The organism is Sphingomonas sinipercae, assembly GCF_011302055.1.
In the GTDB taxonomy this organism is placed as follows: Bacteria; Pseudomonadota; Alphaproteobacteria; order Sphingomonadales; family Sphingomonadaceae; genus Sphingomicrobium; species Sphingomicrobium sinipercae.
In genome coordinates this window covers 688,905-701,776 of record NZ_CP049871.1, presented here as the reverse complement: position 1 = coordinate 701,776, position 12,872 = coordinate 688,905, and the positions used below count along the sequence as shown (strand labels likewise).

The window sequence follows — 12,872 nt, the reverse complement described above, 5'->3', positions numbered from 1 at the left end:
CGCCCGCCGGTCGCCGATCAATTTTCGTGGAAAGACCGGCGCAGCGACGATGTGATCGGTTCGAGCGCATATTGCAGCGCCGTGCGCTTGCGCAGCGGGATCGTTACCGCGACGGGCAGGCCGGCGCGAAGCACGTCCTTGCCGCGAAGCTCCTCGATTTTCCGAAGCTCGGACTCCGGCACTGCGACCTCCGCCGTATAATAGCTGGCGCCGGTCTTCTCGTCCGTGAAAGCATCGGCCGAAACCCGCGTCACCGAGCCCTCGAGCGCCGGCAGTGCCCGTTCGTGGAGCGTTTCAAAGCGCACGAATGCACGTTGCCCGACGCGCACGTCGTCGCCATCGCTTGCAGAAACGCGCGCCTCAATCGTCAGCGGCGCCCGGCCGGGAACGATGTCCATCAACTTGGCGCCGGGTTCGATCACGCCGCCCGGGGTGAACACGCTAAGGCCGACGACGGTGCCGGCGGCGGGAGACCTGATCTCGGTTCGTGCCAACTGCTCGCGGGCAGCCGCGAGCCTGGGCAGCACATCGTTCAGGCTGGTTTCGACTTCGCGTAATTCCGCGGCGATCCGCTCGTAATAGTTGCTTCGTGCCTCAAGCGCCTGGAGCTGGCTTTCGCCCGCTTGCTGGCGGCTTTGCGCGATGCTTGCGGAATCCTGGCCACGCTGTCCTTCCAGCTCGGCCTTGGCCCGTTCCAATGCGCGCAGCCGGTTCTTCGAAACGAACCCCTTCGCGGCAGCTTCACGCATGCCTTCGAGTTCTTCATCGATCAGCCGGATCTGCTCGTCGATGGCGGTCAGGCGGCGGCTGAAGCCCTGACCTTGGCTGCCTGCTTGCGCGCTTCGCTGGCCGAGGGCCCCGCGCTGGGCGCTCAAGACCGCAGCGCGGGTCCGCATCTGGCCCAGTTGAATGCGCAGCGCATCGGCCGCGGCGGCGCGGTCTTCCGGACGCAGGTCGGCGAATTCGGGCGGCGGCGTGATCGTCCTGGCGCCGCTCTGTTCGGCATATAGCCGTGCCCGCTGCGCAAGCAGGCCGATCGCCTGCGCCGACAGTGCGCGCTCCTGCGCGCGGACGTCGGCACCGGTCAGGCGGATGAGCACTTGGCCGCGCTGGACCTGTGCACCCTCACGCACCAGGATCGCCGAAATGACACCGCCTTCGCGGTGCTGCACGGTCTGCCGCTGGCCCGAAACCACGAGCTTGCCCGGGGCCTGCGCCGCGGCGTCGAGGCGGGCGAAGCTGGCCCATCCAAGGAACAGGATGAAAAATACGCCGGCGATGAGAAGTCCAAGCCGGATTTCGCTCCTGGGATCGTCGACATCTTCCGAAATCTGCGGAAGGACCGGCGTCGCCGAGATATTCAGTGCTTCGATGTTCACGACACTGTCTTCAGATTGCTAACGACCGAGCCGCGCGCCGGTGGCTGCGGCTTCATCTGACGAAGGATTTCGTCACGATCGCCGAAAGCGGTGAGCCGGCCACCCTGGATCAGCATGATTTTGTCGACCGACGGCAGCATGCTCAATCGGTGGGCGACGACCAGGATCGTCGTCCCCTGCGCCTTGATTTCGCCGAGCGTGCGGATCAGCTGCTGATCGCCTTCCGGGTCGAGGTTGGAGTTGGGTTCGTCGAGGATCAGGTAGCGCGGGTTGCGGAACAGTGCGCGGGCGAGCGCGATCCGCTGCGCCTGTCCGGCCGATAGACCCCGTCCCCACATGCCGAGCTGGTAGTCGTAACCGCCAGGCAATTGCAGGATCAGGTCGTGCGCGCCGGCGAGCCGCGCGGCCGCGACCGCCTGTTCGTCAAGCCGGGTCGGGTCCTCGCCGAGACGATTGAGGAAGCGCGAGATGTTTTCCTTGATGGAGCCAGCGAACAGCGATGGGTCTTGCGGCAGGTAGCCGACGTGCTCGGCAAGCCGTTCGGGGTCCCAATTCTTCTGGTCGGCGCCATCGAACCGGATCACGCCCGACGATGGCACGGACGCCCCGGCCACCGCGCGCACTAGCGTCGATTTGCCTGCCCCGCTTGGGCCGATGATCGCGACCATGGTCGCGGGTGCCACGTTGAAGCTGACGTCGTCGAGGATCGTTCGCCCGTGCTGGTCGGTGACGGTCAGCGCTTCGACCTGCAGCTTGCCCTCCGGCGGCGGCAACCGGGTCAAGGCGATGTCGGGCGGCGTTTCGGCAAACAGATTGCGCAGGGTCGTCAACGCGCCGCGGGCCTGAACGATAAACCGCCAGCTGCCGACCAATTGGTCGATCGGGGCCAGCGAGCGACCGACGATGAAGCTTGCTGCGAACACCGCGCCGGGCGTGATCTTCGCGTCGATCGCGAGCAGCGCGCCAAGGCCGAGTGCAAGCGACTGAAGGGCCAGTCGAAGGAACTTGGCGAGCGCCGAAATCCGGCTCGAGCCGAGGCTGGCGTCGGTCTGCATCGACAGCATGCTGCCGCGCTCGGCCAAGTGGCTTGCGACCAACGCTTCACGAAGGCCGAGAGCGCGCACGGTATCTGCCGCGGAAAGGCTCGATTCGTATGACGCATAGGCCCGGCCCGCCGCCTCGTTCGCTCGCTGCAGCGGCCCGCGGGTGGCTTCTTCGTTGCGCCACGCAAGGAATATGCTGAGCCCGGCACCAACCAGGGCCATGGCGCCGAGCCACGGGTGAATGATGAAAGCGATCAAGATGTAAATCGGGATCCACGGTGCGTCGAAGGCGCCGATGATCGCCGGGCCGGTCAGCACCTGGCGAAGGATGTCGAATTCCCGAAGTGCCTGCCGCGACAGGCGCTGCGAGTTGAGGTCCGGGCGGCGCAAGGTCGCGTCGATGATCGCTCCGGCAAGCACCTTGTCGAGCCGAACGCTGGCCCTGGTCAGCAGGCGCGACCGGATGCTGTCCAGTGCCGACAGCGTGCTCAAGGCGAACAGAATCGCAAATGTCAGGAACAGGAGGGTCGTGCCGCCAGCCGTCGGAAGTACGCGGTCGTACACCTGGAGCATGTACAGCATCGGTGCGATGAACAGCAGGTTGAGCAACGCGCTGAACGCAAACGCGTAGACGAAGTGTCGCCGACACGCGGTCAGCGCGGCCTGGATCGCCGGTGGCGCGGACTTCAACGCGAACAGTTTGACCTCCAGACGGTACGGCTAGCCACTCTAGATGCGACGGAGCGGCTTTCAAAGTTCCCGTCAAGAACGACTGAAGGTCCACCTCGTGCCACTCGCCGCGCCGGCGCCGGTGCGCGTCGGAGCGTAAGGCGGGCGCGGCTGGTGACCCCTACGGGACTCGAACCCGTGTTTTCGCCGTGAGAGGGCGACGTCCTAGACCGCTAGACGAAGGGGCCTTGCGCGAAGGCGAGGGGCATATGTGGGCTGCGCGCCGCCTAGTCAATCAGCCGCGCCGGCCTTGCGCGACGACCAGTGCAGGTGAACGATCTTCCAGTTGGAGCCGACCCGCTCGAGGATCGCGGTTTCGGTGGTGACGCTATCCACGTCCCGCCCCTTGAAGCTGCCAGTCGTCCGCCCTTCCGTCGCAACCCACGCCATATTTCCGATTACCGAGCCGCTACGGCGCGAAACCTTCGACGGGACCGCGGCGGCGAATTGCGCGTCGGCGCCAAGATGGTGCGCCGCATATTCCGCCTTCGACCGTTCCACGTCCCCGCCTTCGAAGATGACGGCACCCGCGGCCAGCAGCATTGCCGCCCCATCCGTGTCGCCGCGGCGCAGCGCGGCGTGAAAGGCATCAACGGTTTCAGCAGCCTGGCTGGCCTGCGGCGAAAGCGCCGCGAAATGCGCCGGATGATGGGCGACCTGCGCCGGAGCGGTCCCTGCGCAGACAAACAGCAAACCAGCAAGGATTCCCCAGCGCATATGCCCTCCCTTAGTCGATCTTCAGGCGAACGAAGGCCATTGCCCCGGTCGGATTGCCGCCACCGTAAAGCGGCGCCAGCGCGCGGGGAACGAAATTCAGCGAGAACAGCGCGCCCGCGCCGAATTTTACGTGGGGCGCGACGTCGAAATCGCGGACCGCGCCGACGCTCGCCTTGCCGACCTTGAATGCCGGGCCGTGCTCGTCCGCATCTTCGACCAGTTCCCGGTTCTCGGTCATCTCGGCGCGACCGAAGATCGTCCAGTCCGCCCGCTTGAGCGCCGCTTCGGCGACGAACGCGTCATCGTTCTGCCGCTCCTCGTGATGAACGATCGACTTGCGGCCCCACGCCAGTGTGCCGGCCAGCTTCCACCCCGATCCAAGCTCGGTCGCGTAAAGCGCGCTCGCCGACCAGCGGTCCTGGTCGACTCCGGGTTCGAGCTGTTCGGGGCTTTTGAACTTGCCCCAGCTGCCCTGGAGGGCAAGCTCTCGCGTCGGGTTCCAGGAAATCCGGACCGCGGTCGAATCCAGCGGGCCGGTTTCGATGTTCCAGCGGTGCTGGTCGGGCTCGCGCGCGTTGAAGCGGCTCACCTCCAGCTTGAAGCGGTTGGCAACCACACCCGCGGTCAGGACGCCAAAGCTGATGTGCGTCGAGTCCAGCCAATGGTGGCTGATGGGCGCTTCCGGCGAATCCATCACCGCTTCGCGATGCATGAAGGCCGGCGGGCCGAATGCCGGCTCACCCGGCAAGCCGCCGTAGACGAACAGGCTGCTGCCGGCCCCGATGTCCTGCGAAATGGACGCCGAGAGCTCCATGAAGAAATCGTGCGGGTGCTGGCGGTCGATGAGATGTTCGACACCGTCGGCGGTCTCCCCGCTTGCAAGCAAAAGGGGATAGCCGCGCTTGCCCATCAGCGGGTCCGGGCTGATGCCGGCGCGGAGCTGCAGCGTTCCATTGCCAAGCGGCCGCCGCGCCATGCCCATGACCATCCCGCTGACGAACAGCTTGTCGTCGCCGCGCGGGCCAGACTGACGATCGAACACGGCGTTGAGCGTACCGTGGGCCATCAGCGTCCACGCACCGCTGTCCTTCATCAGGCCCAGATGTTCGGAAGCGTCCGGCTGCCAGGCCGTGCCGGACGCTTCGCGCTGCATCGGGTAAGCGCCCAGCGCGCCCGTCATCGCATGGTCGGTATGCCCCGCCTCCATGGCGTCAGGCGCCGGCGCGGAATGATCCATCTGCGAATGATCCATTTGCGAATGGTCGACGGTTTCCGCCGGCGGCGCCTCCACTGGCGGCGCGGGCTCCGGCTGGTGGTGCTGGTGCGCCCCCTGCGCCAGGGCTGGGACGGCAAGGCCGGCAAGGACAAGGGCGCTCGCGGCCGAAAGGGCTTTGCGTTTCAAAAAACTTCTCCGGGAAGAAAGGCGTCGCCTAACGGCGGCTGCCCGTGGTGCACAGGTAAGTGGGGTCTCAGTTGGCGGCAATGCCCGGAATCCGCGGCGTCACCCGCGAATTCCAAGGCCCAGCGCTGCGGCGCCCATCCACAACGCCATTGCGATCATCATCAGGTTTTCGGTCAGCGAGACGAAGCCCAGGGGCACGTTGCTGGAGCCACCGACGCAAGCGCACTTCAATTCGCGCTTGTCGATATAGACCGCCTTGACCACGGACACTGCGCCGACCGTTCCGATGAAAAGTGCGATCGGTGCGGATAGCCAGGTAAGCGCGCCGGCAATCATGAGGATCCCCGCAACCGCTTCGGCGAACGGATAAATGTAGCTGTAAGGCACCCAGCGCTTCGCCAGCAGGTCGTAATTGAGGAACATCGTTGCGAAGCTTTCGATGTTCTGCAGCTTCAGCATGGCGAGCACGGCCATGCCCATGCCGATGAACCATTCAAGCGCGCGCAGTGTCAGCGCGTCCCCGGTCACGGCGAAACTGACGGCCAGCGCCATCAAGGCGGAAATGCCGAAGATGGCGACGACCGGCCGATAGCTGGTCGCCTTCGGGTCGGCGACCGGCTTGCCCAGGAATCGCCGGAGGTCGTCGTAACCCCCGATGCGCTGGCCGCCGATGAACACCTGCGGCGTCGTCGGCACCCCGTGCTCGGCCTTGAACGCATCCGTCTCGGCTCGAGTCGTCAGGTGGCGATCGTCGACTCGATAGCCGGCGCGCTCGAGCAAATATTTGGCTTTCAGGCCATAGGGACAGGTGTGATGCGGCATCACCATTCGATGGAGAAGCGCGGTTTTTTCAGCCGTCGGGTGGTTCGACATTTCGGTCATTTCGACCTCCTTGCATTCGAGTCCCGCACTATGTAGCTTCTGTACCATGGTACAGAATCAAGGGCCGACCTCGCTAACCATTGGATCGCTCGCGCGCGCAGGCGAGGTCGGCGTCGAGACCATCCGTTTTTACCAACGCAAAGGCTTGCTCGGGACGCCGCCGCGCGATGGCGGGATCCGCCGTTACGGGTCCGACGACCTGGGCCGCCTGCGCTTCATCAGGCAGGCCCAGGCCGCCGGCTTCACCCTGGAGCAGATCAAGGAATTGCTCGACCTCGACGCCAGCGACGACCGCCCCCGCGCCCGGGCGCTCGCCCAGTCGAGGATTGCCGCGCTCGATGCCAGGATTGGGGAGCTCAAGCTGGCTCGCGATTCACTGGCGCGGCTCGCCCGCGAATGCGGATCGGGCAGTTCGGGTCCGTGCCCGATCCTCGCCTCGTTCGATCAGTCGTCGCGTTCGCGCTCGCTCAAGTAACGCATTAGCTCGGCAAGGGTGGATTCCATCTGGTCCTGCATTTGGCCGACCAATTCGTTTTCCCGCATTCCGACATGGTCGAGCGGCTTCGAGTAGCTGTCTGAAAAGGCCTTGAGGTCGTCCTGGTCGAACACGCCTTTCGCCACCAGCTTGGCGACGATCACCAACAGGCCGTTGGTGTTGGCGATGTTGCCCGCGACCAACGCTTCATCGACCATGGACAGCTGGCTGTCCGCTTCCTCTTCGGCCTCGCTCATGCCCGCCAATGTGGCCGGATTTGCCGGCAGGGCAACCCCGTCAAAGGTATTGCCTCAGACTCAGCCATGCCGCCCGCTTCTGGTCGAATGCCCTTGTGTTGGCCGGGCTCGATGACGGCAGGTCGATGAGGTCGAGCTTTGCTTCCGCAAGCAATCGGCGCCCGAGCGCGGCCGCCGTGCCGCCGTTGAACGCCACCGCGCGAAGCTCGGGAAACCCCGCGAAATAGTCGGCCAGCGGGTTATGCCCGGCATTGCGGATCGCCAGGTCCAGGCTGCCCGGGCGAACCGCGCTCTGGATCACATCCCACAGCGCGATCCGATGTTCGGTCAGCCGCTCGAGACGCTGGGCATAGGCAAGCTCCGACAAGGGTTCGTCGATGACCGAGCCCGCCAGCCGCCAGAACTGATTTCGCGGATGGGCGTAATATTGCCTGGCCGAGAGGGACGCGTCGCCGGGCAGGCTGCCAAGGATGAACAGGCGCGCATCCGCCCGCGCGACCGGCGGCAAACCCTGCTTCGTCAACTCGCTACTGGCCACGCCACTTCCCATTTTGTCTTTGCGCGCCCGCATTTTTGAAGCACGAGCCGCCCATGCAGCCGAGCGACCTCCGAATCGCCCTCTTCACGGGCAATTACAATTACGTCCGCGACGGCGCGAACCAGGCACTCAACCGACTGGTCGATTACCTTCTTCGGCAAGGCGCGAACGTCCGCATCTACGCACCGGTCGTGGAAAACCCGGCGTTTCCGCCAACGGGCGATCTGGTGGCGGTGCCGTCGGTGCCGATCCCCGGTCGGCCCGAATATCGGGCCACGCTTGGCTTACCGCGATCGGTTCGGCGCGACCTGGCCGAATTTGCCCCCAACGTGATCCATATCGCAAGCCCGGACTTGTCCTCTCACCGGGCCGTGACCTGGGCGCGCGCCCGCAACATTCCCGCGCTCGCTTCGGTCCACACCCGCTTCGAAACCTACCTCAGCTACTATCACCTGGAGATGTTCGAGCCGACGGTGCGCTCGCTCCTCCGGCGGCTCTATCTGCGGTGCGATGCCCTGCTCGTCCCGGCGGAATCGACAGCGGCGGTGCTTCGCGCCCATCGCATGAACCGGACCATCCACATCTGGACCCGGGGCGTCGACCGGGAACAGTTCAACCCGCATCGCCGCGACATGGCATGGCGGCGTGGGCTGGGGATCAAGGATGACGAGCTCGTCGTCATGTTCCTCGGTCGGATCGTGCTCGAAAAGGCGCTGGACGTGTTCGCGGCGGCGATCAACGAGCTGGAGGCCCGCGGTGTCCCGCATCGCGCGCTGGTGATTGGCGAAGGCCCCGCCCGGCCGTGGTTCGAGCAGCATATGCCGACCGGGATCTTCGTAGGCCAACTGGTCGGCGATGATCTTGCGCGCGCCGTCGCCAGCTCCGACGTCTTCCTCAATCCCTCGGTCACCGAAACCTTCGGCAACGTCACGCTAGAAGCGATGGCCTGCGGGCTGCCGGTCCTTGCGGCCGAGGCCACCGGCGCGACCAACCTGGTCGAGGATGGGCGGACCGGCATCCTGGTCGAGCCGGGCGACGGCGAAGCGTTTGCCGATGCCCTGGAGCGATACGCACGAGAACCAGAGCTTCGGCAACGGCATGGCGCCGCCGGCCTGGATTATGCCAGGACCATGGACTGGGACACCATCAATGCCGTCGCCGCGGCCGCCTACATCCGCGCCATCGAGCGCCGCGAGCGTCTCGGCCGGATCAACCGCGCCTAGCTATTTCGTCCGCTCGATCCGCTGCGCCGCCTCGTCGAGGATGGCAGTGATTTCGTGCACCAATTCATCGTCCCAGCCATCCTGGGCGACGCGGTTGCGCAGGGCGTGCATCAAGTTACCGACCGCCCGGCCGAGGTGTGGGTTGCTGTTCGCCTGGCGCTGGCCGCCGCCGGCGCGATCCATCCGCTCCAGCACTTCGGTCATCCGCAGGCCTTCCTGCTCCAGGAACTCGCGTCCTTCGGCGGTCGCCTGATACGTCTTGCGCGATCCTTCCTCGGGCACCTCTTCGATGTGGCCCATGTCCTGAAGCATGGTCAGCGTCGGGTAGATCACGCCCGCGCTGGGAACGTAATTGCCGTCGCTGAGCAATTCGATCGCCTTAATCAGGTCGTATCCATGCCGAGGCTTCTCGGCGATCAGGAAAAGCAGGAGCAGCCTGAGGTCGTCCGACCCGAGCTGCGAACGCCGCCGGCCGCGCGGGCGCTCGCCCCAACCGCCGGGCCCATCCCCGAAGTCGAACGAGAACGGCCCCCAGCTTCCCCCGCGGCCGCCCATCGCGAACATCGGCGGAATGTTGAATTCGAACCTGCCACGCGGGCCGCATCCATGTTTGTGCATTTTCGCTCTCCTCAGATGCATCTAAGATATATCTTGGTTGTATCTTCAGCAAGAGGGCTGGTGCATTTTCCCAGTGAGTTCGTAAGAGCCGCTGATGGCCGACCTGTTTGGTGACCCGACGCAAGCCGCCGATAGCGCTGGGAATGCGCCGCTTGCGGATCGGCTCCGGCCGGCCAGCCTGGGCGACGTTGTCGGCCAGGAGCATCTGACCGGCCCCGACGGGGCGATCGGCCGGATGGTCGCGGCGGGAAAGCTCGGCTCGATGATCCTGTGGGGACCGCCGGGGACCGGCAAGACCAGCATCGCGCGCCTGCTGGCCGATGCGGTCGGCCTTCGCTTCGTCGCCATTTCCGCCGTCTTCTCCGGCGTCGCCGACCTCAAGAAGCATTTTGCCGAAGCCAGGACCGCCGCTCGCGCCGGCCAGCGCACCTTGCTGTTCGTTGACGAAATCCACCGCTTCAACCGCGCCCAGCAGGATGGCTTCCTGCCCTTCGTCGAGGACGGGACGGTAACCCTGGTCGGCGCGACGACCGAGAATCCGAGCTTCGAGTTGAACGCGGCGCTGCTGTCGCGCTGCCAGGTACTGATCCTGCGCCGCCTCAACGAGCAGGCACTAGACACGCTGATTGCGCGAGCGGAGGGCGAGACGGGCAAACCGCTCCCGCTCACCCCCGACGCCCGCGCCGCGCTGGTCGCCAGCGCCGACGGCGACGGCCGCTTCCTGCTCAACCAGGTCGAGACGATTTTCGACATCGCGCCGCAAGAACCGCTCGACCCGTCGGCAATGGCTGCGCTGCTGCACCGGCGGGTCCCCGTCTACGACAAGGACCGGGAGGGGCATTACAACCTCATCTCCGCCCTGCACAAAAGCATCCGCGGCTCCGACCCTCAGGCCTCGCTTTATTATCTCGCGCGAATGCTCGTTGCAGGAGAAGAGCCGCTCTACCTGCTGCGCCGGCTGACCCGCGCGGCGATGGAGGACGTCGGGCTCGCCGATCCGCAAGCGCTGGTGCAATGCCTCGCCGCCAAGGACGCCTACGATTTTCTCGGTTCGCCCGAAGGCGAACTCGCGCTCGTGCAAGCCTGCCTTTACCTGGCCACAGCGCCCAAATCGAACGCGGCGTATGCGGCCCAGAAAGCGGCTTGGCGGTCGGCCAGGGAAACCGGATCGCTGATGCCGCCGCCCAACATTCTCAACGCGCCGACGAAGCTGATGAAAGACATCGGCTACGGCAAAGGCTATGCTTACGATCACGATGCGGACGACGGCTTTTCCGGCGCCAATTATTGGCCGGAAGAAATGCAGCCGCAGGAATTTTACGCGCCGACGGAGCGCGGCTTCGAAGCCCGCGTTCGGGAAAGGCTGCATTTCTGGGCGGAAAGACGCAGCGCGTTGAACAAGGCTAATTAGGGGAGCGTAGCATGTACGACCAAACCGGCGATTACTGGCAAAACCAGGCCATGGAATGGGGACCGCGAATCCTGATCGCCATCCTCATCCTGATCGCGACATGGCTGGTCGCGCGCGCCGTCAAATGGGCGCTGGCCAAGGCCATATCCCGCACCCCAGCGCTGCAGAGAAACACGCCCGGCAACCAGCATGAAACGGTCGGTCACCAGATCGGCACGATCGCCAAGCTGATCATCTGGCTGGTCGGCATCATGGCTGCGCTGCAGTTCCTGGGAATTGCGCAAATCTTGCAGCCAATCAATCAGTTGCTTGCCGGCATCTTTGAGTTCCTGCCGCGGCTCCTTGGCTTCGGTCTAATCCTTTTCATTGGTTACATTCTGGCTCGAATTCTCCGGCAGCTGACCGAGTCCGTCGTCAGTGCGATGAACGTGGACGGGCTCCTGAACAGGCTCGGCATCAGGGGCGCGCGCAGTGAAAGTTCGGTATCGCCGATGCCGGCTGCCGGCCCTCAAACGGGAGTTGGCGCGGCATCCCGGCCTGCCGCGGGCTTGGCTCGCGCGCTTGGCATGCTCGCCTTCGCGCTGGTCATCATTCCCGCGGCGATCGCGGCCTTTGAAGTCTTAGGCATCGAGGCCATCTCGCTGCCCGCGATCAACATGCTGAATGAGATTTTCACGGCGATTCCGAGGATCCTTACGGCGGGCTTGTGGATCGGCATTGCCTACATCCTTGCCCGTTTCGTGAAATCCATCATCGAGGCGGTGCTTCCGCCGACCGGGTTCGACCAGGCGATCCGTTCCACCGGGATCGTGCCGACAACCGCGACCCCGTCGACGATCGTCGCGAACGTCGCGATGGTCGCGATCGTCCTGGTCGCGTCGATCGAAGCCGCAAAGCAGCTTGGCGGCGGCACGATTGCTATCTTCCTCGCACAAGTGACGGAGCTTGGCGGAAAGGTGATTTTCGGCACCCTGATCATCGTCGCGGGCATTTTCCTTGCCCGGATTATTGCCGGCTTGGTCGGAAGCTCAACCGGTGAAGGCGGGTTTGGGCAGACCATCGTCCGGTACGCGATCATCGCTTTGTTCACCGCGATCGGTCTGACTTTCATGGGGCTTGCGGACGTGATCGTGATGATGGCGTTCGGCCTGATCCTCGGCTCGGCGGCTGTCGCGGCGGCACTCGCGTTCGGTCTCGGCGGCCGTGACGCGGCAGCGCGCCTGCTAAACCAGGCGGCGGACAAGGCGGAAACGCAGCTCAATACGCCTACGCCGCCAACGCCGCCAACGCCGCGTCCAGTGCAGCAGAGCTCGCCAAGCGACGACCGTCAGCCGCCGCTGGTTTGACGCGGCACTTCGACTCCTTCGTCGCGATCGACTGGTCGGGCGCGAAGGGGAAACGGCACAAGGGCATCGCCATCGCCGAGGCGGTCGGCGATGCCCCTCCCCGCCTGGTGCGGCCCGGGCACGTCTGGTCGCGCGAGGAAGTGCTGCGCTGGCTGCTGAAGCGAGCCGCCGACCGGGACACGTTATTCGGCTTCGACTTCAGCTTCGCTCCGCCCATCGTCGAACGCGGCGAATATCTTCCCGGCGAAGCCGACGTCCCCGCGACCGCCCGTGAATTCTGGGCCTATGTCGACGGCTTGAGCGAGGATGAGGATCTCGGCGCCGCCAGCTTCCTCGAGACCGCGCACCGCAAGCACTTCTATTTCGGGATCGCCGACGGCGTGAAGGCCGACTTCGTCCGCTTCCGCCAATGCGACCGCTTGCTCAACCAGCAGGGCGGCCGCAAGACCGCCAGCGCCTACGACGCAATCGGCGCGGCGCAGGTGGCGAAGGCCAGCTTCTCGGGCATGCGGCTGCTCCACCGGATCGACGGCAAGGTCGCGATCTGGCCGATGGACCCGCTGCCGGAACGGGGTAGCGCGGTCGTCGAAATCTATACCCGCATCTACCTTCGCCGCGCCGGCATGAGCGGCACCAAGCTGCGCACCCGCGAGCAGCTCAACCAGGCTTTAGCCGGCTTGGGCAGCAAGCCGGTGAAGTTGCGTTTCGAGCCCAACGATCACCAGACTGACGCGCTCGTCACCGCCGCCGGGATGCGCGCGCTCGCCGCTACGGAGCCGGCAGCGTTCGATCCGCCGCACCTGACACCTGCAATCGCACGCAGCGAAGGCTGGACGTTCGGCATCCTTTGAC

The 12,872-nt window shown here is 65.3% G+C and carries 13 protein-coding genes and 1 tRNA gene; 5 read left to right on the top strand and 9 right to left on the bottom strand.

Features of this window, described 5'->3' with window-relative positions:
• Window positions 1–17: 17 nt before the first annotated feature.
• From G7078_RS03615 to G7078_RS03590, 6 genes are all read right to left on the bottom strand, one after another.
• Window positions 18–1,379, bottom strand: a complete 1,362-nt coding sequence (locus G7078_RS03615) for an HlyD family type I secretion periplasmic adaptor subunit (protein ID WP_166093084.1) — start codon at window positions 1,377–1,379, stop codon at window positions 18–20.
• On the bottom strand, window positions 1,376–3,112 hold the full coding sequence (locus G7078_RS03610) for a type I secretion system permease/ATPase (protein ID WP_246166461.1): 1,737 nt from the start codon (window positions 3,110–3,112) through the stop codon (window positions 1,376–1,378). The genes G7078_RS03615 and G7078_RS03610 overlap by 4 nt, the downstream gene beginning before the upstream one ends.
• A gap of 151 nt (window positions 3,113–3,263) precedes the next feature.
• Window positions 3,264–3,339 (bottom strand) — tRNA-Glu (locus tag G7078_RS03605).
• A 43-nt stretch (window positions 3,340–3,382) separates the two neighbouring features.
• On the bottom strand, window positions 3,383–3,868 hold the full coding sequence (locus G7078_RS03600) for a nuclear transport factor 2 family protein (protein WP_166093081.1): 486 nt from the start codon (window positions 3,866–3,868) through the stop codon (window positions 3,383–3,385).
• 10 nt (window positions 3,869–3,878) lie between these two features.
• Window positions 3,879–5,270 carry a hypothetical protein gene (locus tag G7078_RS03595; protein ID WP_166093078.1) on the bottom strand — a complete coding sequence of 464 codons (1,392 nt, stop codon included), beginning with the start codon at window positions 5,268–5,270 and terminating at the stop codon, window positions 3,879–3,881.
• 99 nt (window positions 5,271–5,369) lie between these two features.
• Entirely contained in the window at window positions 5,370–6,152 is a 783-nt protein-coding gene (locus tag G7078_RS03590; protein ID WP_425505258.1) for a MauE/DoxX family redox-associated membrane protein, read from the bottom strand.
• Window positions 6,153–6,198: 46 nt separating this feature from the next.
• Here G7078_RS03590 and G7078_RS03585 point away from each other — a divergent pair, with 46 nt between their 5' ends.
• A complete protein-coding gene (locus G7078_RS03585) occupies window positions 6,199–6,627 on the top strand; it encodes a MerR family transcriptional regulator (RefSeq protein WP_166093076.1) in 429 nt (142 codons plus the stop codon).
• Here G7078_RS03585 and G7078_RS03580 read toward each other — a convergent pair.
• Entirely contained in the window at window positions 6,597–6,884 is a 288-nt protein-coding gene (locus G7078_RS03580) for a hypothetical protein (protein WP_166093074.1), read from the bottom strand. The genes G7078_RS03585 and G7078_RS03580 overlap by 31 nt on opposite strands.
• Window positions 6,885–6,924: 40 nt before the next feature.
• On the bottom strand, window positions 6,925–7,422 hold the full coding sequence (locus tag G7078_RS03575) for a DNA-deoxyinosine glycosylase (protein WP_246166459.1): 498 nt from the start codon (window positions 7,420–7,422) through the stop codon (window positions 6,925–6,927).
• A 53-nt stretch (window positions 7,423–7,475) separates the two neighbouring features.
• Here G7078_RS03575 and G7078_RS03570 point away from each other — a divergent pair, with 53 nt between their 5' ends.
• A complete protein-coding gene (locus G7078_RS03570; RefSeq protein WP_166093069.1) occupies window positions 7,476–8,645 on the top strand; it encodes a glycosyltransferase family 4 protein in 1,170 nt (389 codons plus the stop codon).
• On the opposite strand, the gene G7078_RS03565 is transcribed toward G7078_RS03570, so the two are convergent.
• Window positions 8,646–9,263, bottom strand: coding sequence for a PadR family transcriptional regulator (locus tag G7078_RS03565; RefSeq protein ID WP_166093067.1), 618 nt, complete (start codon window positions 9,261–9,263; stop codon window positions 8,646–8,648).
• 94 nt (window positions 9,264–9,357) lie between these two features.
• Here G7078_RS03565 and G7078_RS03560 point away from each other — a divergent pair, with 94 nt between their 5' ends.
• The 3 genes from G7078_RS03560 to G7078_RS03550 are packed head-to-tail and all read left to right on the top strand — an operon-like array spanning window position 9,358 to window position 12,871.
• The gene (locus tag G7078_RS03560) at window positions 9,358–10,674 is read left to right on the top strand and encodes a replication-associated recombination protein A (protein WP_166093065.1); all 1,317 of its coding nucleotides are present in this window, start codon (window positions 9,358–9,360) and stop codon (window positions 10,672–10,674) included.
• 11 nt (window positions 10,675–10,685) lie between these two features.
• The gene (locus G7078_RS03555; protein WP_166093063.1) at window positions 10,686–12,020 is read left to right on the top strand and encodes a mechanosensitive ion channel; all 1,335 of its coding nucleotides are present in this window, start codon (window positions 10,686–10,688) and stop codon (window positions 12,018–12,020) included.
• Window positions 12,017–12,871, top strand: coding sequence for a hypothetical protein (locus G7078_RS03550; RefSeq protein WP_166093061.1), 855 nt, complete (start codon window positions 12,017–12,019; stop codon window positions 12,869–12,871). The genes G7078_RS03555 and G7078_RS03550 overlap by 4 nt, the downstream gene beginning before the upstream one ends.
• Window position 12,872: the final 1 nt, after the last annotated feature.

What these genes read in the sequence shown, in the direction of transcription:
- G7078_RS03600 (WP_166093081.1), bottom strand. Translation starts at nt 3,868, where the DNA reads ATGCGCTGGGGAATCCTTGCTGGTTTGCTGTTTGTCTGCGCAGGGACC.
- G7078_RS03590 (WP_425505258.1), bottom strand. Translation starts at nt 6,152, where the DNA reads ATGACCGAAATGTCGAACCACCCGACGGCTGAAAAAACCGCGCTTCTC.
- G7078_RS03585 (WP_166093076.1), top strand. Translation starts at nt 6,199, where the DNA reads ATGGTACAGAATCAAGGGCCGACCTCGCTAACCATTGGATCGCTCGCG.
- G7078_RS03580 (WP_166093074.1), bottom strand. Translation starts at nt 6,884, where the DNA reads ATGAGCGAGGCCGAAGAGGAAGCGGACAGCCAGCTGTCCATGGTCGAT.
- G7078_RS03570 (WP_166093069.1), top strand. Translation starts at nt 7,476, where the DNA reads ATGCAGCCGAGCGACCTCCGAATCGCCCTCTTCACGGGCAATTACAAT.
- G7078_RS03565 (WP_166093067.1), bottom strand. Translation starts at nt 9,263, where the DNA reads ATGCACAAACATGGATGCGGCCCGCGTGGCAGGTTCGAATTCAACATT.
- G7078_RS03560 (WP_166093065.1), top strand. Translation starts at nt 9,358, where the DNA reads ATGGCCGACCTGTTTGGTGACCCGACGCAAGCCGCCGATAGCGCTGGG.
- G7078_RS03555 (WP_166093063.1), top strand. Translation starts at nt 10,686, where the DNA reads ATGTACGACCAAACCGGCGATTACTGGCAAAACCAGGCCATGGAATGG.